This window comes from Caballeronia sp. LZ019 (genome assembly GCF_031450825.1).
GTDB lineage: Bacteria > Pseudomonadota > Gammaproteobacteria > Burkholderiales > Burkholderiaceae > Caballeronia.
The window spans coordinates 440,111-460,804 of the sequence record NZ_JARTVZ010000003.1 but is presented as its reverse complement, the minus strand read 5'-3'; the positions used below and the strand labels follow the sequence as shown (position 1 = coordinate 460,804).

The window sequence follows — 20,694 nt, the reverse complement described above, 5'->3', positions numbered from 1 at the left end:
TCCGCCGCTTCTGAAGCGCCTTAGCTCTTGCGGACGGCATCCGGCAAGTCACGACCGTGATACTTCTTGTAAATCGTGTTCAGGTTGCCATTCTGCATGTTGGTGTGAACCCAGTTGTTGACCCAGTCCTTGAGGCGCGGCTGGTCCTTGTTCATTGCAATGCCGAGATCGAAATTCTTCTGCTCGAATTTCATTTCGATGTGACGTTGCGGCGCGCGGCGCTGCATTTCCTGCAGGTTCGACGGCGTGCTCGAGAAGATATCGATCTGGCCCGTCACCATCGACGTGATGAGGGTTGCATCGTCTTCATAGCGCTGAATCTGCGCGCCCTTGGCTTGCTGCGTCGTCAGCGTGTCGTTGACGGTTGCACGCGTGAGGCCGATGGTCTTGCCGTCGAGATCCGCATAATCCTTGACCTTGGCGCTGTTGATGCCGCCCACGATGATCGTGATGACCGCATACGGCGTCGAGAAATCGACCACTTTGGCGCGCTCGGGCGTAATGGAGAGATCGGCGATCACCAGGTCCGCGCGCTTGGCCTGCAGGGTCGGAATGCGCGCCGCATTGGTGATTTGCACGAGCTCCAGCTTCACGCCGAGATCCTTGGCAAGGGCCGCGGCGGTGTCAACGTCCGAGCCTGCAGGCTTGAGGTTCTCGTCGGCATAGCTGAAAAGCGGCGTGCCCATCGCAATGGCGACGCGAACCACGCCGGCCTTCTTGATGTCGTCGAGTTGATCGGCCATCGCGCTATGCACCGCGCCCGCGAACATGAAGGTTGCCAGGGCAGCGCGTGCAATGAATTTGCTGGCTTTCAAGTGGTGTCTCCGTCGTTATGAATGTACAGAAGTTGAAGCGGGGTTAAAGACCGTTATCGAGGAACGCTCGCAATTCGGGCGTGCGCGGGGCGTCGAGCATGCCGCCATCGCCGACTTCCCAGACCTTGCCGTGATGCATGTAGATGATCCGGTCCGCCACGCGCTTGGCGAAGGCCATTTCATGCGTGACGAGCAGCATGGTCATGCCGTCCGCCGCGAGGTCCTCCATCACGCGCAGCACTTCGCCTGTAAGTTGCGGATCGAGCGCGGATGTCACTTCGTCGAACAGCATGACCTTGGGCGACATGGCGAGCGAACGCGCGATCGCGACTCGCTGCTGCTGTCCGCCCGACAACTGCTCGGGATACGACTCGGCCTTCTGCGCGAGTCCGACTTGCTCGAGCACCCTGAGCGCAATGCGCCGCGCTTCGTCGCGCGACATCTTCTTCACGTGCCGCAGGGCGAGCATGATGTTCTCTTCGACCGTCAGGTGCGGAAAGAGGTTGTAGCTCTGAAACACGATACCCACTTCCCGCCTCAAGCGATGCAGGTCCACCTTGGGATCGTCAACACGAATGCCGCACACTTCGATTTGCCCCTGATCCACTGTCTCCAGCCGGTCGATGCAACGCAAGGCCGTGCTCTTGCCCGAGCCGCTCGCGCCGATCACCGCAATCATCTCGCCCTTGTTGACTTCGAAGGACACGCCCTTGAGCACGTGATTGGAGCCGAAGCTCTTGTGAATATCGCCGACCTTAACGATTGCTGACATTGAGCTTGTTCTCCATCGATTGGCTCCAGCGCGAGAGCGGATAGCACAGCAGGAAATAGAACACGCCGACCAAACCGAAGATGAGGAACGGCTGGAAGATCGAGTTGTTGATGATCTGGCCCGCGCGCGTCAATTCGATGAAGCCGATCACCGAAGCAAGCGACGTCATCTTGATGAGCTGCACGAGAAAGCCGACCGTCGGCGGCAAGGCGAGGCGCATGGCTTGCGGAATGATCACGAGCCGCAGGCTCTGCCAGCGCGACAGCGACAGGCATTCGGCGGCTTCCCATTGCGGCCGTGGCATCGCTTCGATACAGCCGCGCCAGATATCGCCGAGATAGGCGCTCGAATAGACCATCAACGCAATCCCTGCCGCGACGAGTGCGGGCACCTGATAGCCATAAACCGACAACCCGAAATACACGATGAACAGCAGAATCAGCAACGGAATGCCCTGAATCGCTTCGATGAACACGAGCGCCGCGCGCGAGAGCCACCGGCGCGGCGAGATGCGCGCGAGCATCACCACGAAGCCGCCTAATCCGCCGAGCACGAACGCAAGCACGGAGAGCGCAAGCGTCCAGCCGATGGATTGCACCAGATAGACGAGGTGCGAGTACGTGAATCCGCCGCTCATGCCGCGCCTCCGGGAATGACCGTATCGATGCGTTGCGGATCCGGCGGCGTCTTGCCCGCGCGTTTGGCTGCAAGACGGATCGCGCGACGGCGCTTGAACACATGCTCGCCGATTGCCCAGGCAATCAGCTTGATGAGCAAGGACAAGGCGAGGTAAAGCGCCGCGACCACTATGTAGGTTTCCAGCGAGCGGAACGTATCGGACTGCACGGTATTGGCCACAGCCGTGAGCTCTTCAGCCGAAATCTGCGATGCGACTGCGGACGCCTGCATCATCAGCAGAAACTGGCTGGTGAGTGCCGGATAGACCTTCTCGATCGACGGCTGCAGCATCACATGCCAGCCGATTCGCCACTTCGGCAAGCCGAGACATTCGGCGGCTTCGATCTGTCCGCGAGGCACCGATTCGAGACCTGCGCGGATGATTTCGGCTGCGTAGGCGCCGATGTTGATGGTCATCGCGAGCGCGGCGGCTGCGAAGGTCGGCATGCGCAAGCCGATACTCGCAAGTCCGAAGTACAACAGGAAGATCTGCACGAGGAACGGCGTGTTGCGCACCGCCTCGATATAGACGATGCACGCGCGCGAAAGCACGGGCACCCTGGCGCGCTTCGCGAACGCCACGAGCATGCCGAGTATCAGGCCGAAGAACACGGCCACGCACGTCATCTTGAGCGTGAGCCACGCGCCGAGGAGAAACGTCGGCCAGTACGGCAGCAACGGAGAGAAGTCGAGAGAAAACATGGCAGCGATGTCCCTGGAAACCGGCTGTACCATTAAGCGCAATTGACGTATGACGACTGACTACGCTACATGGCATTCATCATGTTGCATGCCGCATGCATTAAACCGGCGGCAGCGGATCGAACGGACCTATCGTCGTGAATACGCCGCCTTGCAGGACCGCGACAGGGTCGTCGGCGGCGGGAGGCGGCGTCGCTTCCACCTTCTCGCGAAACTGCTCGGACGAGTCCCGCGGTGTGAATCCGAGATGCGCGGCTTCGCGGTTGTCCCACCATGTGTACGCGTTGGCGGACATGCCGAAGACGATCATGTGCCCGACGTCAGGCGTGAAAAGCGAGCGCCGCAGCAGTTCGAGGAAGTCGTCATGGCTCATCCACGTCGCCATCATGCGGCGGTCCTTCGGCTCGGGGAACACCGACCCGATGCGAATACTCACCGTCTCGATGCCGTAGCGGTAGAAGTACAACTGCGCCATGTCTTCGCCGAAGGATTTCGACAAGCCGTAATAGCCGTCGGGCCGCTTGCGCGCGCTCGCATCGATCCGTTCGTCCTGCCGATAGAACCCGGTGACGTGGTTGGAACTCGCGAACACCACGCGCTTCACGCCGTGACGGCGCGCGGCTTCGTAGAGGTGAAAGACGCCCTTGATGTTCGCTTCCAGAATTTCCTCGAAGGGCCGCTCGACCGATACGCCGCCCAGATGGACGATCGCATCGCAGCCGGCGACGAGTGCGTCCACTGCCTGGCGGTCGGCAAGATCGCAGGGCACGACTTCCTCGTGCGGTGCGGCCTCGTTCGAGATCGCGCCCGGCAGATCCGAGATTCGAACGCTTTGTGCGAACTGGGCTACGCGGCGCCGAATCGCGGTCCCGATGCCGCCTGCCGCGCCCGTCAACAGCAAGCGTGTGAAGCCGCCACCCTGCGCGGGTGCGTCCGTTTGGTATGCCATGCGAATTTTGTCTCCTGCATTCACGCCTAGGGATTACCCTGCGCGCATGTTCTTGTACGTTGTCATATCACAACATGGCGCATATCATCACTTACCGGACGTTTTGTCAACGCTTGTCAAAACCAAACAGGAGCGCCGTGACGCCACCGCCCGATTCGTTCGCCTTCGTGAATGCTGTCTCACCCGCGCCCGGTGCGAGGCGCAGTCTGACGACACAACTCGTCGATGCGCTGCGCGCGCAGATCGAATCGCGTGTGTTATCGGCCGGCAGCCGAATCGCCACCGAGGCAGAGATGGTGCAACGCTATGGCGTGAGCAGGACTGTCGTGCGCGAGGCGCTGTCGAGGTTGCAGGCAGCCGGGCTCGTCGAGACGCGCCATGGCATCGGCACGTTCGTGTGCGAAGCGGCTGCATCGCCGCTCTTGCAACTCGATCCCGCCGATGTGGCCGGCTCGATGGACGCGCTTGCCATCCTCGAACTGCGCATCAGTCTGGAGACCGAATGCGCGGGGCTTGCGGCGATGCGGGGCGATGCCGCGAGGCTCGCGAGGATGCGCTCTGCGCTCGACGATTTCGCGGGCAGCGTCGGGACCGCCGCAGACACGGTGTCGCCCGACTTTCGCTTCCATCTCGAGATTGCGCACGCAACGGGGAATCGCTATTTCGTGGAGATCATGGAGCATCTCGGATTGCGCATGTTTCCGCGCACGCGACTGACAGCCACGGCGATACCCCACGACGACTACGCCGACTACCTGCTGCGCGTGAATCGTGAGCATGAGCAGATTGCGGATGCCATCGAGCGCAATGACGCCGATTCCGCGCGCACCGCAATGCGCCTGCATCTCATCAACAGCCGCGAGCGATTGCGGCGCGCGCAGAGTTGAAGCGTAGCCGCTTATTGCGGATACGCGGCGCGGCGCTTGATGTCTTCCAAAGGCGTAGCCGCCAGCCAATGGCAGTATTGATCAATGTAGCTGATATCGAGCGCATTGATATCGACGTCATCGTACGCGCCGTTGCGGTACTCGAACTTCGAAAAATAAGTGTCCGTATGCACCGCATGAATGTGGAACACGAGGCTGTCGATCTTCTCGTCGCAGAAGCTCTCTACATCGAGAATGCGCTCGCGTCCCAGGCGAAGAAACGCGTTGCCCGCTTCCGCTGCGGCAATCTCGGCCGCATACATGCTCGACACCCCCCGAAACCAGTCGGGCCATGTGCCCCAGTTCGCCGGATCGTCGCCGAAGTCACGCAGCAGCTTCTCGCACCAATACGTCTGCCTCCGCAGGAAAGGGACGACCAGCTGCGACTGCGCGAGCAGCGAACTGCCGCAGCCGAAATGATTGTGATGTATCACGCCATGCCGCTTGCAGAAGTCGAGCATCTTCTCGCGGAAGTCCGGCCTGCGGTGATAGTGACCGCGCCCATGCACCGGATAGCTTGGCCTGAAGTCAACAAGATTGCTGGTCAGAAACACATCGGCGTCGGTGCGCAGCAGGAAGGGATAGCGCAAGGCGATGTCATCGATATGAGGCCCCGACACGCAACCGATGGAATTCATGAAGTGGTAGCCTTCGAACGGGCTGCCCGGCACCGCAACAGGCAGACAGGGCACGCCGACAATGCCTTCGTCATCGAGAGGAAGCGCATGCGCAACGTCGGGATGATGAACCACGATCAAGTCGGACGTGGTCCAGTTGCCGCTGAAAATCCAGCTCTTGTAGATCCACTCGAATTCTTGCAACATGGTCGCACTATTGTCGACGTAAATCATCACGCCAAGCGTCTTGTTAGTCTGCACGTCATGTCTCTCCACTACGGTTAGGCGACTAAGGCTGGCGGGCAAGTCTACCTTGCATGCCGAGCCGCATCGTCCTAATGTGTGGCACGTTCATAACGCGAGCACATTCACCGCTACGTCAACATGATGCGAGCCACCGCCCAGTATCATGCCGCGCAACAACGACACATCGCTGTAGTCCCGGCCCATCGCAAGCGTCACGTGATCGAGGTCGGCCAGCACATCGTTCGTGGGATCGAGGTCGATCCATCCGCTTTGCGGGCAATGCAGCGACACCCACGCATGCGATGCGTCCGAGCCGATCAGACGAGGGTGTCCCGGCGGCGGATCGTTGCGCAAATAGCCGCTGATGTAGCGCGCGGGCAAGCCCAGCGCGCGCAGACATCCGATCATCACTTGCGCGAAGTCCTGACATACGCCGTGCTTCAGTTCGAACGCACGCGTGGCGGGCGTATCGAAGGCAGTGGACGAAGGCCGGTACTCGAAGTCCGCATGAATGCGATGCATGAGGTCGATCGCGCCGGCGATCAGCGGCGTGCCATTCGCAAAGCTCTCGCGTGCGTAACTGCGCAGTGCATCGTTCATCGCGATGTTGGGCGACGCATAGCAGAATTCGCTCTGCGGCAGGAACGCCGCGCCCGCACGATAGCGCAGTCCGTGCGCGACTTCTTCCCACGGCGGCGTCGCATGCGGATCGAGCGCGTTCCATCGCGGACTCAGGCGCACCGTGGTTTCGCTCGTCATCGAAAGACGTTCGTGCGGGGCATCGAGCGAGAAGTAAAGCAGGTCATTGCCGAATGCATCGACGCGGCTATGCACATACGACGGCGGCGGTTCAATGCGCTCCGTATGTGCGATCACCTGCTGCCACGGACAATGCAGCGGTCGAATGGTCGCGAGATGCTGCGCAATCTCGACAGGCGTCGAATAGCGATACATCGTGCGATGCGTGATTGCAAGCGTCGTCGATTTATCGCTGGCGTCGAGCGTCGGGATCATGACGAGACCTGCGCGGCAAGCGTATTGGCGTGACTGAAGAAGCGGGCGCTGACTTCGCCGGACGCCGTACTCACCGATGCGATCATCGCGTTGCACAGGCGCACGAGCTTGTCATAGCGGCCGTCGTCGGCCGTTTCGCAGAGTGCATCCAGCTGAGGCAAGGCGTCGGCTTTGCTCAGGATTCCGGATAGATCGGCGTGACGTCTCCCGCCTGCCGAAGCCGCGATGTCATCGAGCTTCGCACATAAGCGCGCGTAGACGCCATAAAGCCCGCGTGGATTGGTTTCGTCCACCACGATCAGATCGATGAGCGCGGGCACTTCCATGCGTCCCGGATAGAGCGAGCGATACGTCAGCGTGCTATCGAAGAGTTGCAAGAGCAGCTCGAAGCCCGCGGGCGAACCCAGCGTGTTGCGCTCCGCCGCCACGCGCAGAAACGTCGCCATCGTCGATACGCGCTCGATCATGCGCCCGATGAAGATGAGCCGCCATGCTTCGTCGCGCGTCATGCGGTCGCCTTGCGCGCCGCTGATGGCAAGAAGCTGCGTCGCGAGATGCTCGAGCGCGCCGGCGAGCATGACGCGGTCATAATCGAAGCCCGCTTCCGGCGATGCTAGGCCCAGGCGCGCGAGCGCATCGCGGAAATCGTTGCGCGATGCGAGGATGGTGCGCCAGTGATCGGTGGAAAGCCTGTCGCGTATCTCGCCACATGCGCGTGTCTGATCCGCGAGATTGCCGCCGATACTCGTCGCTATCGCGCTTTCCGCGAGTCCCGCGACGAGCACACGTTCGAACGCATGCGGCGAACTGCGCGCAAGCGTGTCGATCGACGGAATGAGTCCGCATTGCCTCGCAAGTTCGACGAGCGTGCTGAACATGGCATCGGCATCGCTGGTATCGAGGGAGCCGAGCAACAGGCGGCACAGGCGCACGTTGTTTTCCGCACGCTCGCCATAGCGTCCCGCCCAGAACAAGTTCTCGGCGGCACGGCTCGACACGATGCGATGCTTGCGCAAATCGCCGGGCTTTATCGTCGGGCGCAACGGTGCGGGCGGCGCGGCATGACTCGACAGCACCCACGTATCGACACTGCTGCCGCCCAGCTGCATCGATACCGTCGCGCGTTTGTCGCCTGCAAGACGCGTGAAGCCGCCGGGCATCACGCGCCATGCTCCGTCCATATCGGCTATTGCATAAGCTCGCAACACGCATGGGCGAGCGCCGAGCGCGCCATCATGAAAGCGCGGCGCGCAGGAGAACGGCAAGCTTTGTTGCACCGTGAAAGCATCGGGCGCACGCTCGATGCGCTCTTGCCAGTCCGCGAGCTTCTGCACGCCCGCTTCGATGCCCGGTGCATGATGCGCCTGCATACCCGGCCACGTCGGCACGAGCAACGCATCATCGACGCGTTCGAAGGCTTCGCGGCGCGCGGCCTCTTCGCCGCACCACCATGTCGGCACGGTCGGCAACTGAAGGGCTTCATCGAGCAAGGCATCGGCGATGCCCGGCAGAAACGCATTCAGCGCGGGGGATTCGGTGAACCCCGCGCCCGGCACATTCGATATCGCCACGTTGCCCGCACGCATCACCTGCAACAGGCCCGGCACGCCGATGCTCGAATCCGCACGCAGTTCGACGGGATCGCAGAACGCATCGTCGAGACGTCGCAGCACCGCATGTACGCGCGACAGCCCTGCCAGCGTCTTGAGGTAGAGCTTGTCCTGACGCACGGTCAGGTCCTTGCCTTCGACGAGCGTCACGCCAAGGTAGCGCGCGAGAAACACATGCTCGAAATAGGTCTCGCTGAACGGGCCCGGGCTCAATAACGCAATGTGGGGGGCATCGTTGCGCGCTCCTTCGTCGCCGTGCATGGTTGCACGTGCGGCTTGTGCGAGCGTGGCGACGAGCTGCGAATAAGTCGATGCAAGGCGGCTCACCCGCATGGCACGAAATGGCTCGGTGAAGAGACTCGCGACGATCAGCCGGTTCTCCAATGCGTAGCCCAGTCCCGAAGGCGCTTCGGTGCGATGCGCGATGACCGTCCATGCACCCGATGGCGAACGCGCAAGATCGACCGCCACGATCTGCAAAAAGCGCTCGTTCGGCGGCACGAAGCCTTTCACTGAGCGCAGATAGCCCGGATGCCCGTACACCAGCGCACCCGGTAACAGCCCGCGATGAAGCAGCGTTTGAGGACCATAGACATCGGCGACGATGGCTTCCATCAGACGTGCACGTTGCGCGACACCGCGTTCGATGATGGCCCACTCGTCTTCATCGATCACGAGTGGCAGCAGATCCAGCGACCATGCTCGCGGCTCGCCATTGTCTGCGTAGACGTTATAGGTGATGTCGTTGTCGCGCACCTGTTGCGCCACGGCGGCGACGCCATCATCGAGGCGCGCGATGCCCTGTTCGCCGAGCAGTGCGAAGAAATGGCGCCACGGCTCGCGCAACTGGCCGGATGCATCGCGCAGTTCGTCCCATCGGCCCTCGCGAGCAGGCAACGCACGCAACATCGCGAGCGGGTCGATGCGCGCGGCGGAAGCGTCGAACGGCAGTGTCGATTGAAACGTCAAGGTCGTCTCGTCGGGGTAATGTGCTTGCGTTCAGGTACGCCGCAGATCGAGCGTGAAAGGGAACTCGAGGCTGCGTTCACGCGGCTCGGTCTCGATACGTCCCGGCGTATGCCCGCTCGCGAAGAAGCGCGCACGCCGGCGGCTTTCCGCTTCATACGCGTTGACCGGAAACGTCTCGTAGTTGCGACCGCCCGGATGCGCGACATGATACTGACAGCCACCGATCGCGCGCCCGGCCCATGTATCGACGATATCGAATGTAAGCGGCGCATGCACACCGATGGTCGGATGCAGCGACTGGGCCTGGCCCCACGCACGAAAGCGCACGCCGGCGACATACTCGCTCGCGCGTCCCGTCGGTTGCAGCGGGAGTCGCTCGCCGTTGACCGTCACCACATGCCGGCTGTCGTTCAAGCCGATGACCCGCACTTCGAGCCGCTCGACGGACGAATCCACGTAGCGCACGGTGCCGCCGATCGCGCCCGTTTCACCCAGCACGTGCCACGGCTCGAGCGCATTGCGGATGGTGAGCGAAATGCTGTTGGCAACGTATTCACCCACAAGCGGAAAACGGAATTCGAAATGCGGATCGAACCATTTGCGCTCGAACGCAAAGCCCGCAGCGCGCAGTTCGGTCAGCACGTCGTCGAAGTCCATTTGCACGAACGTGCCGAGCATGAAGCGATCGTGCAACTCGGTGCCCCAGCGCGTGAGACGCGCCGTGTACGGCGTCTGCCAGAAGCGGGCGACGAGCGCACGCAGCAACAGTTGCTGGACGAGACTCATGCGCGCATGCGGCGGCATCTCGAAGCCGCGCAGTTCCAGGAGGCCGAGGCGGCCCGTGGGACCATCCGGCGAATACAGCTTGTCGATGCAGAATTCCGCGCGATGCGTGTTGCCAGTCACATCGATGAGGATATTGCGCAGAATGCGGTCGATGAGCCACGGCGGCACCGTCGCGCTGCCGCGTCCGCCGAGCAGGTCGAGTTGTCGCTGAAGTTCGGTGAATGCAATCTCGAGCTCGTAGACCTGATCGTTGCGGGCTTCGTCGACGCGCGGCGCCTGGCTCGTCGGACCGATGAACAGGCCAGAAAATAGGGTCGACAGCGACGGATGGTTGTGCCAGTAGCCGATGAGGCTCGCGAGCAGATCGGGGCGTCGCAGAAACGGGCTGTCCGGGGGCGTTGCGCCGCCGAGCACGAAGTGATTGCCGCCTCCGGTGCCGGTGTGCCTCCCGTCGAGCATGAACTTTTCGGGGCTGAGATACGACTCGTGCGCTGCGTTGTAGAGAAACTCCGTGTGGTCGACGAGTTCCTTCCAGTTCGATGCCGGATGTATGTTCACTTCGATCACCCCGGGGTCGGGCGTGATCTGCAGCACTTTCAGTCGCGCATCGCGCGGCGGCGGATAACCTTCGATGATGACGGGCATCGCGAGATCGGCGGCGGTCGCTTCGACGGCCGCGAGCAAGTCGAGGTATTCGTCGATACCGGCCAGCGGCGGCATGAAGACATGCACGAGCTTGCTGCCCTCGCCTCCGTTCCGCAGCGCTTGCTCCTCGACCTTAGGGCCTGCAGCGCGCGCGGGATCGCGTGCTTCGACGCAGACCGCCGTTCGCGCAACCCATGCCGCCGACTCGCCGCGCTCAGGCATGCGGTCCGTGTTCGCCGGTTCGGACTCGGATTGCATCCTGCCTTGCGCATGTTGCATGCCGAATGCAGGATGCGACTCGGCGTATTGCATGCGAAGCTCGGCAGCCCGTCGGAGCGGGACCGATGGCGCAAACGGATCGTGCTCGTGCTGCCACGGATAGTCACCCTCCGCGACCCACGGCAACGAATCGAGCGGCAAGCGGTAGCCCATCGGCGAATCGCCCGGAACCAGGTACATGCGTTCGTCGCGCAGGAACCACGGGCCGCTCGTCCACCGTGCCGGATGCATAGCATCGGCTTCGGCGCGCGCAATCGGCAGCGCATAGCCGATCACCGATGACAGCCCCGCATCGAAGACGCGGCGCAGGCGCACGCGTTCCAGTTCATCGGCGAGGCGCGAGTCGAAAGGATCGACGTTGACAGGCAGACGGCGTTCGCGCCAAAGGTAGTACCACGTGTCTTCGAAGCCGGGTTGAATGTATTTTGCATTCAGCGACAGGTTGCCGGCCAGATGCCCGATGAAGCGGGCCGCATCCTCCGATGTGTAGTTCGCGGGATGGCGCTCGTCGGCGAAAAGCGCGGGGTCTGTCCAGCATGGCTCGCCATCCGCGCGCCAGTAAAACGACAAAGCCCAGCGCGGCAACTGCTCTCCCGGATACCACTTGCCCTGACCGATATGCAGAAAGCCGCCACTGCCGTATTGCGCGCGCAGCTTGTTCATGAGCGACACGGCGTACGCGCGCTTGGTCGGGCCGAGGGCGTCAGTGTTCCACTCCGGTGCATCGCGGTCGCGTATCGAGACGTAGGTCGGCTCGCCGCCCATCGTCAGGCGAACATCGGATGCGTCCAGTTGCGTATCGACTTGCGCCCCCATGCGCAGCACCGCGTTCCACTCGTCATCGCTGTACGGCTTCGTGACGCGCGGGGTTTCGAGCACGCGTTCGATGGACATCGCGTGAGTGAATTCGACTTCACATTTTTCGACGGCGCCGGACACGGGCGCTGCGCTATCCGGCTCCGGCGTGCATGCAACGGGGATATGCCCCTCGCCGGCCAGCAGTCCCGAGGTCGGGTCGAAGCCAATCCAGCCCGCCCCAGGCAGGAAGACTTCACACCATGCATGCAGGTCGGTAAAGTCGGCTTCGGCGCCGCTCGGACCATCGAGCGATTTGGTATCGGGTGCGAGCTGCAGCAAATATCCCGACACGAACCGCGCCGCAAGCCCTAAATGCCGCAGCGTTTCGACAAGCAGCCACCCCGAATCGCGGCAAGATCCCGCGGCATGCGCAAGCGTATCCTCCGGCGTCTGGACGCCCGGCTCCATGCGGATCAGATAACGAATGTCCTGCGACAAGCGTTGATTCAGTTCGACGAGAAAATTTACCGTAGGCCGCGCCGACGACCGGTCGATGCTTTCGATAAAAGCCGCAAAGCGCGGCGTCAGCTCACGCTTGATCATGTAGGGCGCGAGGTCGTGCAGCAGGTCGGGCGCGTAGCTGAAGGGAAACGTTTCCGCAGACGGTTCGAGAAAGAAATCGAACGGGTTGTAGACGGCCATCTCGGCGACGAGGTCGACGGTCACCTTGAATTCCCGTGTCTTCTCGGGAAAAACGAGCCGGGCCTGATAGTTGGCGAACGCATCCTGTTGCCAGTTGACGAAGTGTTCTTCCGGCTCAACGCGCATCGAATAGGAAAGCACCGGCGTGCGGCAGTGCGGTGCAGGCCGCAAGCGCACCACTTGCGGCGAAAGGCCGACAAGGCGGTCGTAGCGGTAATGCGTGACATGATTCAACGCGACGCGAATGGACACAAACAACTCCTTGGTCAATATTAATGCTGCAAACGGGCTTGGGCACGGCGCGCGCGGCACGCTCCTTGCAACGGTCGCGCTGGCCCACCCCGCACCATTCGCCCCGATCCCTCCTTCCGATCCCCGACATGAAGACCTTCCATTGCAATCGATGCAATCAACTCGTGTTCTTCGAAAACACTCACTGCGAGAAGTGTGGCGCACGCCTTGGATATGTGCCCGAGCTGCGTCAGATCAGCGCCTTCGAGGAGGATGAAGACGGTCGCTGGAAAAGCCTGCATCCGCTCGCTGAAGGCGCATTGTTCAGGCCTTGCCACAACTATTCCGTCGAGAACGTCTGCAATTGGATGATTCCTGCGGAGTCCGACGATACGCTGTGTTGTTCCTGTCAATTGACGAGCACCATTCCGAATCTCACCTCGCCCGATAACCGCCTTTACTGGTATCGGCTGGAAAACGCGAAGCGCCGCCTGCTCTATACGCTCGACGAACTCGGGCTGGATGTGAAGTCTCGCCAGGAAGATCCGGAACACGGACTCGAATTCCAGTTCCTCGAAGGCGACGCCGAAGGCAAAGGCGTGATGACGGGCCATAACAACGGCCTTATCACACTGAACATTGCAGAGGCTGACGACGCGCATCGCGAGAAGGTCCGCTCTTCGCTGCACGAGCCGTATCGCACGCTGCTTGGCCATTTCCGCCATGAAACAGGGCACTATTTCTTTGATCGCCTGATCGCGGAAACGCCTCGCATCGAACCGTTCCGCACGGCTTTCGGCGACGAACAGCAGGACTACTCGGCTGCGCTCGACCGTCATTACAAAAAAGGTCCGCCGCCCGACTGGGCCGACCACTACATCAGCGCCTATGCGACGATGCACCCCTGGGAGGACTGGGCGGAGACGTGGGCGCACTATCTGCATATCGTCGATACGGTCGATACGGCCGTGTCCTGCGGACTCGTACTCGTACCCGACAGTCCGCACGAGCCCATGCTTACCGACCAGACGCCTGTGGAGGAAACCTCGTTCGATAACCTCATGGATCGCTGGTTTCCACTCACGTATGTGCTGAACAGCTTGAATCGCAGTCTCGGCATGCCGGATGGATATCCGTTCGCGCTCGCGCCGCCTGTCATCGACAAGTTGCGTTTCGTGCATCGTGTCGTCGCAGCGGCGGCCCGGCGCTGATAGCACGTTCAACTCGGCGCGCTTTGCGACTGCGACTGGGTTTGTGTCTGCGAAGCCCCGGACGTTTCCGATGTCTCGGGAATTTCCGGCGCAATAGGCAAGAGAAACTCGCGGCTGATCCGGCTTGCGAGTTCATTCACTCGCGCAAGGAAATGCACCAGATAGGCATGCAGATCGCCTTGCAGGATCGCGCCGATATCGCCGTTCTTGAGCTCGGCGCTCAATTGCGCGGCTAAGCGAGCGGCGTCCGAACTACGCCCCTTAGTCACTTGGCCGACGAGTTGCTCCACTTCCGCGATGCTCGCGGCCATCGAGCGCGGCCAGTCACGATAAAGAATCAGCAAGCCAGCGACGCGCTCGGGTGTGATGACATCGCGATACACCCTGCGATACACCTCGAAGCCGGAGACCGAACCCAGCACCGCTGTCCAGTGGTGATAGTCGAAGGGCTGCGCGGACGTATCGGCGCGTTGTTCCATCATTTCGAACTTGACGTCGAGAATGCGCGCCGTGTTGTCCGCGCGTTCGATGAACGTGCCGAGCCGCATGAAATAGAACGCATCGTCCTTGACGAGCGTGCCGAGCTGAACGCCGCGCGACAAATGCGACCGGAACTTCACCCATTCGAAGAACGTATAAGGCTCGCGATCGAGAATCCCGTCCGCAAGCAGGCGCTGGCAGTCGAGCCATGTCGTATTGAGCGTTTCCCATAGCTCGCTGTTGGTCGCGCTGCGAACCGCGCGTGCGTTCTCGCGTGCGGCGCGCAGGCAACTGAGGATCGACGAGGGATTCGTCATGTCGCGCGCCATGAAGTCGATGACCTCGCGGCTTTTCATGCCGCGATGCACCGCCGAATAGCTGCCGCTCAACTCGGAAATAGAGAGCATCGCGCGCCAGCCTAGCTCCGCGTATTCGTCCGATTGCGGCAAGAGCGAGAGCTGGTAATTTGCGTCGAGCATGCGCGCGGTGTTTTCTGCGCGCTCGGTATAACGCGCCATCCAGAACAGATGATCCGCGGTGCGGCTAAGCATGGGTTTACTCGCTTTGTGTCTTGATGGTCTATGCGCCTTTAGCGCGCTAGCGTTCTTAGCGTTCCAGCACCCACGTGTCTTTAGTGCCACCCCCTTGCGAAGAATTCACTACGAGCGACCCCTCGCGCAACGCGACGCGCGTCAGTCCGCCGGGGACCATGCGTACTTCCGTGCCTGACAATACGAACGGTCGTAAGTCGATATGCCGCGGCGCGATGCCTGTCTCGACGTAAGTCGGGCAAGTCGAAAGCGCAAGCGTCGGCTGGGCGATATATTTCTCCGGATTCGCCTCGAGCACTGCGCGGAATTCTGCGATTTGCGCGGCCGTCGATGCAGGCCCGACGAGCATTCCATAGCCGCCCGCGCCGTGCGTCTCCTTGACGACCAACTCCGGCAAATGCGCGAGCACGTACTTGAGATCATCGGGCTTGCGGCACATCCACGTAGGCACGTTGTTCAGTATCGGCTCTTCGCCAAGATAGAAGCGCACCATGTCCGGCACGTACGGGTAGATCGACTTGTCATCAGCGATGCCCGTGCCTACTGCATTGCAAAGCGACACCTTGCCCGCCCGATACGCGGAAATGAGTCCCGCGACTCCTAAGGCCGAGTCCGCGCGAAATACGAGCGGGTCGAGAAAGTCGTCGTTGACGCGGCGATAAATGACGTTGACTCGCTGCGGCCCTTGCGTCGTACGCATGTAGACGTGACCGCCGTCGACGAACAGGTCTTGTCCTTCGACCAGTTCCACTCCCATCTGCTGCGCCAGAAAGGCGTGTTCGAAGTAAGCGGAGTTGTACATGCCGGGCGTCATCACGACGACGTTCGGGTTGTCCACACCGGCCGGCGCGGCCGCGCGCAAGGTGTCGAGCAGCAAGTCCGGATAATGCGCGACGGGTGCGACGCGATTGCGCGCAAAGAGGTCGGGAAAGAGCCGCATCATCATCTTGCGGTTTTCGAGCATGTACGACACGCCGGACGGCACGCGCAGGTTGTCTTCGAGCACGTAGAACTCGCCTTGCCCCGCCCGCACGATATCGATGCCCGCGATATGTGCATAGATGTCGCGAGCCACGTCGACGCCGCGCATCTGCGGCCGGTATTGTGCATTACCGACGACCTGCGCTTCGGGAATAATGCCCGCGCGGACGATGTCCTGATCGTGATAGATGTCGTGAATGAAACGATTCAACGCATTGACGCGCTGCCTCAGACCACGCTCCAGCGCCCGCCATTCGTCTGCAGGAAAGATGCGCGGAATCACGTCGAATGGAATGGTCCGCTCGGGAATGATGCCCGGTAGATCGCTCGTTCCATAGACGGCGAACGTAATGCCGACGCGGCGAAAGTTAAGGTCTGCCTCCGCGCGCTTGAGGTCGATCTGCTGCTCGCTTTGCGCGCTCAGCCAATCCATGAACTCCCGGTAATGCGTCCGGGGGTCGCCGACACCCCGGAACGCCGAGGGCGGCACTCCGCGGGCTTCCAGATCATTGCGTTCGAACATCTCGTTGAAGAATGCTTGCGTCATGGACGAACTTCCATATCAAGTGCGGGCCGGGGACCGCAATCCCTCTGGTTTAGTCATTCTGGTTGCACTCGCAATGAATCGAAGCGCCCGACGACGCTGCATGCGTCCTTTCTTTAGGCGACCTCCATGCGCGATGCATACGTAGTTTGCATCGCTCGCGCGGGCAGCCCAGTGCCAAAGCAGATAGAGCAACATCGATGCCACGTCAGGCAGCGTATTTAATTCACACAATGCTGATCGCAAGCGCCGGTATTGCACCGAAAGAGCGCGGCAGCCCGGCCGTTTGCACACGAACGAGTCCCTGGGTATGCCGCATGACGGTGCACAGTCGATCTGAGGCGTCGCCACATCGGTATGATAGGCACCTTGAGCGCATTACCCTCGAATACGATGAATACACCTTCCGAAGCCGCACCCCGCCCCGCCCTGCGGGAACTGACTCCGCTCGAAGCACGCGTGCTTGGCGTGCTCGTCGAGAAGCAGCAGACCGTGCCGGATACTTATCCACTGTCGCTGAACTCCCTGACCGCGGGATGCAATCAAAAAACAGCACGCTCGCCGGTGATGACTGTCAGCGAGGACGAAGTTCTCGCCACCATCGACGGGCTCAAGCGACTCTCTCTCGTGATCGAAGGCAGTAGCAGTCGCGTGCCGCGTTTCGAGCACAACATCAATCGCGTGCTTGGCTTGCCGAGTCAATCGATCGCGTTGCTTGCGACACTCTTTCTGCGGGGTCCGCAAACGGCCGCCGAATTGCGCGCTAACAGCGCACGGCTGCATGGGTTTGCGGATATATCGTCGGTGGAGAGTTTTCTCGATGAACTCGCGACGAACGATCCGCCCCGCGTCGTCAAGCTGCCGCGTACGCCCGGAGAACGCGAAAGCCGCTGGATGCATCTTCTTTGCGGCGCAGCGAGTGTGAGCGATGCGCCCGTGCGCGAATCGACGGCTGCGGAGCCCTACGCGCCCTCTGAATTCGAGGCGCTCAAAGCTGAACAGAAGCGCCTCGTGCATGAAGTCGCACAGTTGCGCAGTATGGTGGAACGCATGGCGAACGAGCTTGGTGTTACCTTCGAGAAGCCGTCGTCGGAAGCGTGACAGACTCCTGATGCACAACTCGGCGCGGCAAAGCGCTAAGGCCATGAACGATATCGTGTCACTCGATGCGGTCGCCCTATCGAAAGCGATTCACACGCGCGACGTATCGTGCGTCGAAGTGATGCAGGCTTATCTTGCTCAGATCGATCGGTTCAATCCGCAAGTCAATGCGATCGTCGCCATGCAGGACCGCGATGCGCTCATCGCGAAAGCTCGACAATGCGACGAGCAACTCTCGGGCGGAGAAAGTCGCGGACCTTTGCACGGCTTCCCTCAAGCGCCCAAGGACATCTTGCCCGTTGCCGGCATGGTGACGACCAAGGGATCGCCAATCTATGCGGGCGAGATCAGTCAGGCGGACGCCGTCGTTCACGAGCGCATGCGTCGCGGGGGCGTGGTTTTTGTCGGGCGTACCAATTCGCCTGAATTCGGCTTGGGCGGGCATACGTATAACCCGGTCTATGGCACCACGCGCAACGCATTCGATCCTTCGCGCTCAGCAGGCGGCAGCAGCGGAGGCGCGGCAGTTGCCGTCGCATTGCGCATGCTGCCCTTCGCCGATGGATCGGACATGATGGGCTCGCTTCGCACACCCGCCGCGTTCAACAACGTATTCGGATTTCGCACGTCGCCAGGATGCGTGCCCTATGCGCCAGCCGACGATGTCTTCTTTCAGCAGTTCAGCGTCGTCGGTCCGATTGCCCGCACGGTCGAAGACCTCGGCTTATTGCTTTCGAGGCAAGCGGGCTTCGACGCACGCGCGCCACTCTCGCGCAGAAGCGATGCGCCCGCCGACTTCACGCGCTCGCTAGAACGCGATATGCGAGGCGCGCGCGTTGCATGGCTCGGCGATCTGAACGGCCATTTGCCGATGGAAGCCGGCTTGCTCGATACCTGTGCGTCGGCGCTGAAGCATTTTGAAGCGGCAGGCTGTATCGTCGAGCCGATTACATTGGCTTTCGATCTCGCGCGCTTATGGCAAGCGTGGCTGGACTTGCGGAGCTTTACTTTCGCGGGAAGTCATGCGCCGCTATACCGCGATGACGCCAAGCGGGCCAAGCTCAAGCCAGAAGCGGTGTGGGAAATCGAACGGGGCTTGAGTTTGTCGGGCGAAGACGTATCGCGGGCCGCACGCGACAGGTCCGCGTGGTATCAGACACTGAACGCGCTCTTCAATCGCCATGATTTTCTCGTCATGCCAGCGACGCAAGTCTTTCCGTTCGACGCAACGCTCCATTGGCCCGACAAGATCGCCGACCGGGCTATGGATAGTTATCATCGCTGGATGGAAGCGGTAATTCCAGCGACGATGGCTTCATTGCCGGCGCTATGCGCCCCGGCCGGCTTTGGCGCGAATGGTTTGCCGGCCGGGCTGCAGATCATCGGACCGGCACAGATGGACCTCGCAGTGCTGCAGATGGGACTCGCCTATGATCGCGTGAGTGGTTATTCGAGCGTGCGCAGTCCATTACTCGAATGACCGTCTCACTTTCATGTCAGCCTTCTTGGCGACACTTTTGCTATTCGGCTTGTCGATGAGGAACACACTGCGGTCCGCTGCGTTCTTGATCCACGATGGCGGACGTGCATGACCGCTCCACGTCGCGCCCGATAATGGATCGCGGTATTTCGGCGGCAACCTGGAGCCGACCGGGCTACCTTGCGGCTTTGCCCGGTTCTTCGAGCCCAGCGGACGACCGCGCTTGACAGCACCCGCTTCGACATCGGCGGTGAGATCCGCTATTGTCAGCCCGTATTGCTGCATCAACGACTGAATAGTCGCGATGATTTCCCGCGATCTCTTCTCACGCAATGTATCCGCGCGGCGCTGCAGCTTTCTGATCTGCGTTTCCAACTCACTCAGTGTCGCCATTCTGTTCCCCAACGTTCCGTGGTCTCTAACGGGCAGCGCTTGGGAATGCCACCATGAACCAGGCGAATGCCTGGTTATCGAATCATGCGCGCGTGTCTGCCACGGGGCATCTTAGAGCGACGTGCGTTTGGCACACGTAATCGCGCAAAAGATTACGTTTAGAATCCGCACGCTCCGACTCGATATGACAACGCTTTACCCGAACGGCATATGGCGCGCTTAGTGCGCCCATCCGATTCGTCAAAGCGACCGCTGTCGATGAGCATTAGTCGGACTCCTCATGCGATTCCTGCTCGCACGGCGCAAGCGCAAACGCGAGGATCATCGCTCCGCTATTGAGCGGAACCGAACTGCCTACCCGTCGTGGCCGATAGACCGGCTGCCCGCGCCGGATAGTCTGACCGCTCAGCGCGCATACGCCCCGCTTGCGTGCGGTGCAGAGCGCCCAGACCTGTTCCGAGTAATTGAAAGACGTCGGGTCGTGCCACGATAGCGCGAGCGTCGACTCACTCAGACGCTCCAGCAGCCGGATACTCACCGACCGCGCCTCGCGAGCGTCACTGCGCCTGCCACGCATGTCGCTGCATTGAGCATGGCGGCGCGAACCGTCGTCGAGCATGGCGAAAGTACGGCTCCACGGGTCCATCAGCGATGGATGCTTCATGCTTCCTCCTGCTGATCGGCTTCGGTTGTCGGTTCCTAGAGTAGTACACCTGAGCAAGTCTCGTTTCGTTTTTCTTGCCCGTGTTTTGTCGAGTTCAAGCCAACGGCGTTCAACATCGAGCCGAATAACGAACGATCGTTTTTTAACGGGCGGGCTCGCAAACGTTCAACTTGTGCCTGCTTTCGCACGTTGGACGCGGCAAGAAGGATGCGCAAAATCGCCGAATTCTGACAAAATAAAATGAAGCGAACCGGATATATCTGTCGAATCATGACAACCAAGATCTCCATCAATGCCACCATTTCGGCGGACCGCGCTTCGGTCAGCTTTGTCACCTTTACGCGGGAACGGGAGATTCAATGCAATATCACGCGCAAGGCATTGGAGCAGTGTTTCTGGGCGCCCGCCGGGGCTAGCGACGAGCGCCTGCTCAAAGCGCTAAGTGATGGCTACGAGCGCATCAGCGCCCGCGTGCACCGGAAATTTCTGGCGCATCCGTCGAATTCGATCCACCTCGACGTCATCGATTTTTCTTCTTGAACGCCGTCGG

At 61.1% G+C, this 20,694-nt stretch carries 18 protein-coding genes; 5 read left to right on the top strand and 13 right to left on the bottom strand.

The genetic code is table 11. The features are described 5' to 3' along the window. Window positions 1-20: 20 nt before the first annotated feature. From P9255_RS10595 to P9255_RS10575, 5 genes are all read right to left on the bottom strand, one after another. Window positions 21-815, bottom strand: coding sequence for a transporter substrate-binding domain-containing protein (locus tag P9255_RS10595; protein ID WP_309767877.1), 795 nt, complete (start codon window positions 813-815; stop codon window positions 21-23). 43 nt (window positions 816-858) lie between these two features. Continuing rightward, window positions 859-1,587 carry an amino acid ABC transporter ATP-binding protein gene (locus P9255_RS10590; RefSeq protein WP_309767878.1) on the bottom strand — a complete coding sequence of 243 codons (729 nt, stop codon included), beginning with the start codon at window positions 1,585-1,587 and terminating at the stop codon, window positions 859-861. Further along, window positions 1,571-2,224: an amino acid ABC transporter permease gene (locus tag P9255_RS10585; RefSeq protein WP_309767879.1), complete on the bottom strand. Its 654-nt coding sequence runs from the start codon at window positions 2,222-2,224 to the stop codon at window positions 1,571-1,573. Before P9255_RS10585 ends, P9255_RS10590 begins: the two co-directional genes overlap by 17 nt. Then, a complete protein-coding gene (locus P9255_RS10580; protein ID WP_309767880.1) occupies window positions 2,221-2,967 on the bottom strand; it encodes an amino acid ABC transporter permease in 747 nt (248 codons plus the stop codon). The genes P9255_RS10585 and P9255_RS10580 overlap by 4 nt, the downstream gene beginning before the upstream one ends. Window positions 2,968-3,067: 100 nt before the next feature. After that, window positions 3,068-3,916, bottom strand: a complete 849-nt coding sequence (locus P9255_RS10575; protein ID WP_309767881.1) for an NAD(P)-dependent oxidoreductase — start codon at window positions 3,914-3,916, stop codon at window positions 3,068-3,070. 137 nt (window positions 3,917-4,053) lie between these two features. Here P9255_RS10575 and P9255_RS10570 point away from each other — a divergent pair, with 137 nt between their 5' ends. Further along, the gene (locus tag P9255_RS10570; protein WP_309767882.1) at window positions 4,054-4,803 is read left to right on the top strand and encodes a FadR/GntR family transcriptional regulator; all 750 of its coding nucleotides are present in this window, start codon (window positions 4,054-4,056) and stop codon (window positions 4,801-4,803) included. An 11-nt stretch (window positions 4,804-4,814) separates the two neighbouring features. Here P9255_RS10570 and P9255_RS10565 read toward each other — a convergent pair whose 3' ends face one another. The 4 genes from P9255_RS10565 to P9255_RS10550 all read right to left on the bottom strand — a co-directional run bounded on the left by P9255_RS10565 (window position 4,815) and on the right by P9255_RS10550 (window position 12,760). After that, entirely contained in the window at window positions 4,815-5,720 is a 906-nt protein-coding gene (locus tag P9255_RS10565) for a hypothetical protein (protein WP_309767883.1), read from the bottom strand. Between the two features lie 90 nt (window positions 5,721-5,810). Beyond that, on the bottom strand, window positions 5,811-6,719 hold the full coding sequence (locus P9255_RS10560) for a transglutaminase family protein (RefSeq protein WP_309767884.1): 909 nt from the start codon (window positions 6,717-6,719) through the stop codon (window positions 5,811-5,813). Beyond that, window positions 6,716-9,298 (bottom strand): circularly permuted type 2 ATP-grasp protein, encoded by a 2,583-nt coding sequence (locus P9255_RS10555; protein ID WP_309767885.1) that lies wholly within the window; start codon window positions 9,296-9,298, stop codon window positions 6,716-6,718. Before P9255_RS10555 ends, P9255_RS10560 begins: the two co-directional genes overlap by 4 nt. Window positions 9,299-9,328: 30 nt before the next feature. Further along, entirely contained in the window at window positions 9,329-12,760 is a 3,432-nt protein-coding gene (locus P9255_RS10550) for a transglutaminase family protein (protein WP_309789456.1), read from the bottom strand. A 128-nt stretch (window positions 12,761-12,888) separates the two neighbouring features. On the opposite strand from P9255_RS10550, the gene P9255_RS10545 reads away from it, so the two are divergent. Then, a complete protein-coding gene (locus P9255_RS10545) occupies window positions 12,889-13,950 on the top strand; it encodes a putative zinc-binding metallopeptidase (RefSeq protein ID WP_309767887.1) in 1,062 nt (353 codons plus the stop codon). A gap of 8 nt (window positions 13,951-13,958) precedes the next feature. Here the strand turns inward: P9255_RS10545 and P9255_RS10540 are convergent, their stop codons facing one another. Both P9255_RS10540 and P9255_RS10535 read right to left on the bottom strand, forming a co-directional pair. Further along, on the bottom strand, window positions 13,959-14,981 hold the full coding sequence (locus tag P9255_RS10540) for an alpha-E domain-containing protein (protein WP_309767889.1): 1,023 nt from the start codon (window positions 14,979-14,981) through the stop codon (window positions 13,959-13,961). A gap of 55 nt (window positions 14,982-15,036) precedes the next feature. After that, on the bottom strand, window positions 15,037-16,509 hold the full coding sequence (locus P9255_RS10535; RefSeq protein ID WP_309789455.1) for a circularly permuted type 2 ATP-grasp protein: 1,473 nt from the start codon (window positions 16,507-16,509) through the stop codon (window positions 15,037-15,039). A 390-nt stretch (window positions 16,510-16,899) separates the two neighbouring features. On the opposite strand from P9255_RS10535, the gene P9255_RS10530 reads away from it, so the two are divergent. Then, window positions 16,900-17,607 (top strand): YceH family protein, encoded by a 708-nt coding sequence (locus P9255_RS10530; protein WP_309767893.1) that lies wholly within the window; start codon window positions 16,900-16,902, stop codon window positions 17,605-17,607. A gap of 43 nt (window positions 17,608-17,650) precedes the next feature. Further along, window positions 17,651-19,087, top strand: a complete 1,437-nt coding sequence (locus P9255_RS10525) for an amidase (RefSeq protein WP_309767895.1) — start codon at window positions 17,651-17,653, stop codon at window positions 19,085-19,087. On the opposite strand, the gene P9255_RS10520 is transcribed toward P9255_RS10525, so the two are convergent. Both P9255_RS10520 and P9255_RS10515 read right to left on the bottom strand, forming a co-directional pair. Next, on the bottom strand, window positions 19,076-19,480 hold the full coding sequence (locus P9255_RS10520) for an H-NS histone family protein (protein ID WP_309767897.1): 405 nt from the start codon (window positions 19,478-19,480) through the stop codon (window positions 19,076-19,078). The two genes, P9255_RS10525 and P9255_RS10520, sit on opposite strands and share 12 nt — an antisense overlap. 265 nt (window positions 19,481-19,745) lie before the next feature. Then, window positions 19,746-20,144 carry a DUF3331 domain-containing protein gene (locus P9255_RS10515; protein WP_309767898.1) on the bottom strand — a complete coding sequence of 133 codons (399 nt, stop codon included), beginning with the start codon at window positions 20,142-20,144 and terminating at the stop codon, window positions 19,746-19,748. Window positions 20,145-20,414: 270 nt separating this feature from the next. Here P9255_RS10515 and P9255_RS10510 point away from each other — a divergent pair, with 270 nt between their 5' ends. Next, on the top strand, window positions 20,415-20,684 hold the full coding sequence (locus P9255_RS10510; protein WP_309767900.1) for a DUF1488 family protein: 270 nt from the start codon (window positions 20,415-20,417) through the stop codon (window positions 20,682-20,684). Window positions 20,685-20,694: the final 10 nt, after the last annotated feature.

Coding starts and splice junctions, on each gene's coding strand:
- P9255_RS10510 (WP_309767900.1), top strand. CDS start 20,415: ATGACAACCAAGATCTCCATCAATGCCACCATTTCGGCGGACCGCGCT.
- P9255_RS10515 (WP_309767898.1), bottom strand. CDS start 20,144: ATGAAGCATCCATCGCTGATGGACCCGTGGAGCCGTACTTTCGCCATG.
- P9255_RS10590 (WP_309767878.1), bottom strand. CDS start 1,587: ATGTCAGCAATCGTTAAGGTCGGCGATATTCACAAGAGCTTCGGCTCC.
- P9255_RS10535 (WP_309789455.1), bottom strand. CDS start 16,509: ATGACGCAAGCATTCTTCAACGAGATGTTCGAACGCAATGATCTGGAA.
- P9255_RS10525 (WP_309767895.1), top strand. CDS start 17,651: ATGAACGATATCGTGTCACTCGATGCGGTCGCCCTATCGAAAGCGATT.
- P9255_RS10560 (WP_309767884.1), bottom strand. CDS start 6,719: ATGATCCCGACGCTCGACGCCAGCGATAAATCGACGACGCTTGCAATC.
- P9255_RS10580 (WP_309767880.1), bottom strand. CDS start 2,967: ATGTTTTCTCTCGACTTCTCTCCGTTGCTGCCGTACTGGCCGACGTTT.
- P9255_RS10520 (WP_309767897.1), bottom strand. CDS start 19,480: ATGGCGACACTGAGTGAGTTGGAAACGCAGATCAGAAAGCTGCAGCGC.
- P9255_RS10545 (WP_309767887.1), top strand. CDS start 12,889: ATGAAGACCTTCCATTGCAATCGATGCAATCAACTCGTGTTCTTCGAA.
- P9255_RS10575 (WP_309767881.1), bottom strand. CDS start 3,916: ATGGCATACCAAACGGACGCACCCGCGCAGGGTGGCGGCTTCACACGC.
- P9255_RS10540 (WP_309767889.1), bottom strand. CDS start 14,981: ATGCTTAGCCGCACCGCGGATCATCTGTTCTGGATGGCGCGTTATACC.
- P9255_RS10530 (WP_309767893.1), top strand. CDS start 16,900: ATGAATACACCTTCCGAAGCCGCACCCCGCCCCGCCCTGCGGGAACTG.
- P9255_RS10585 (WP_309767879.1), bottom strand. CDS start 2,224: ATGAGCGGCGGATTCACGTACTCGCACCTCGTCTATCTGGTGCAATCC.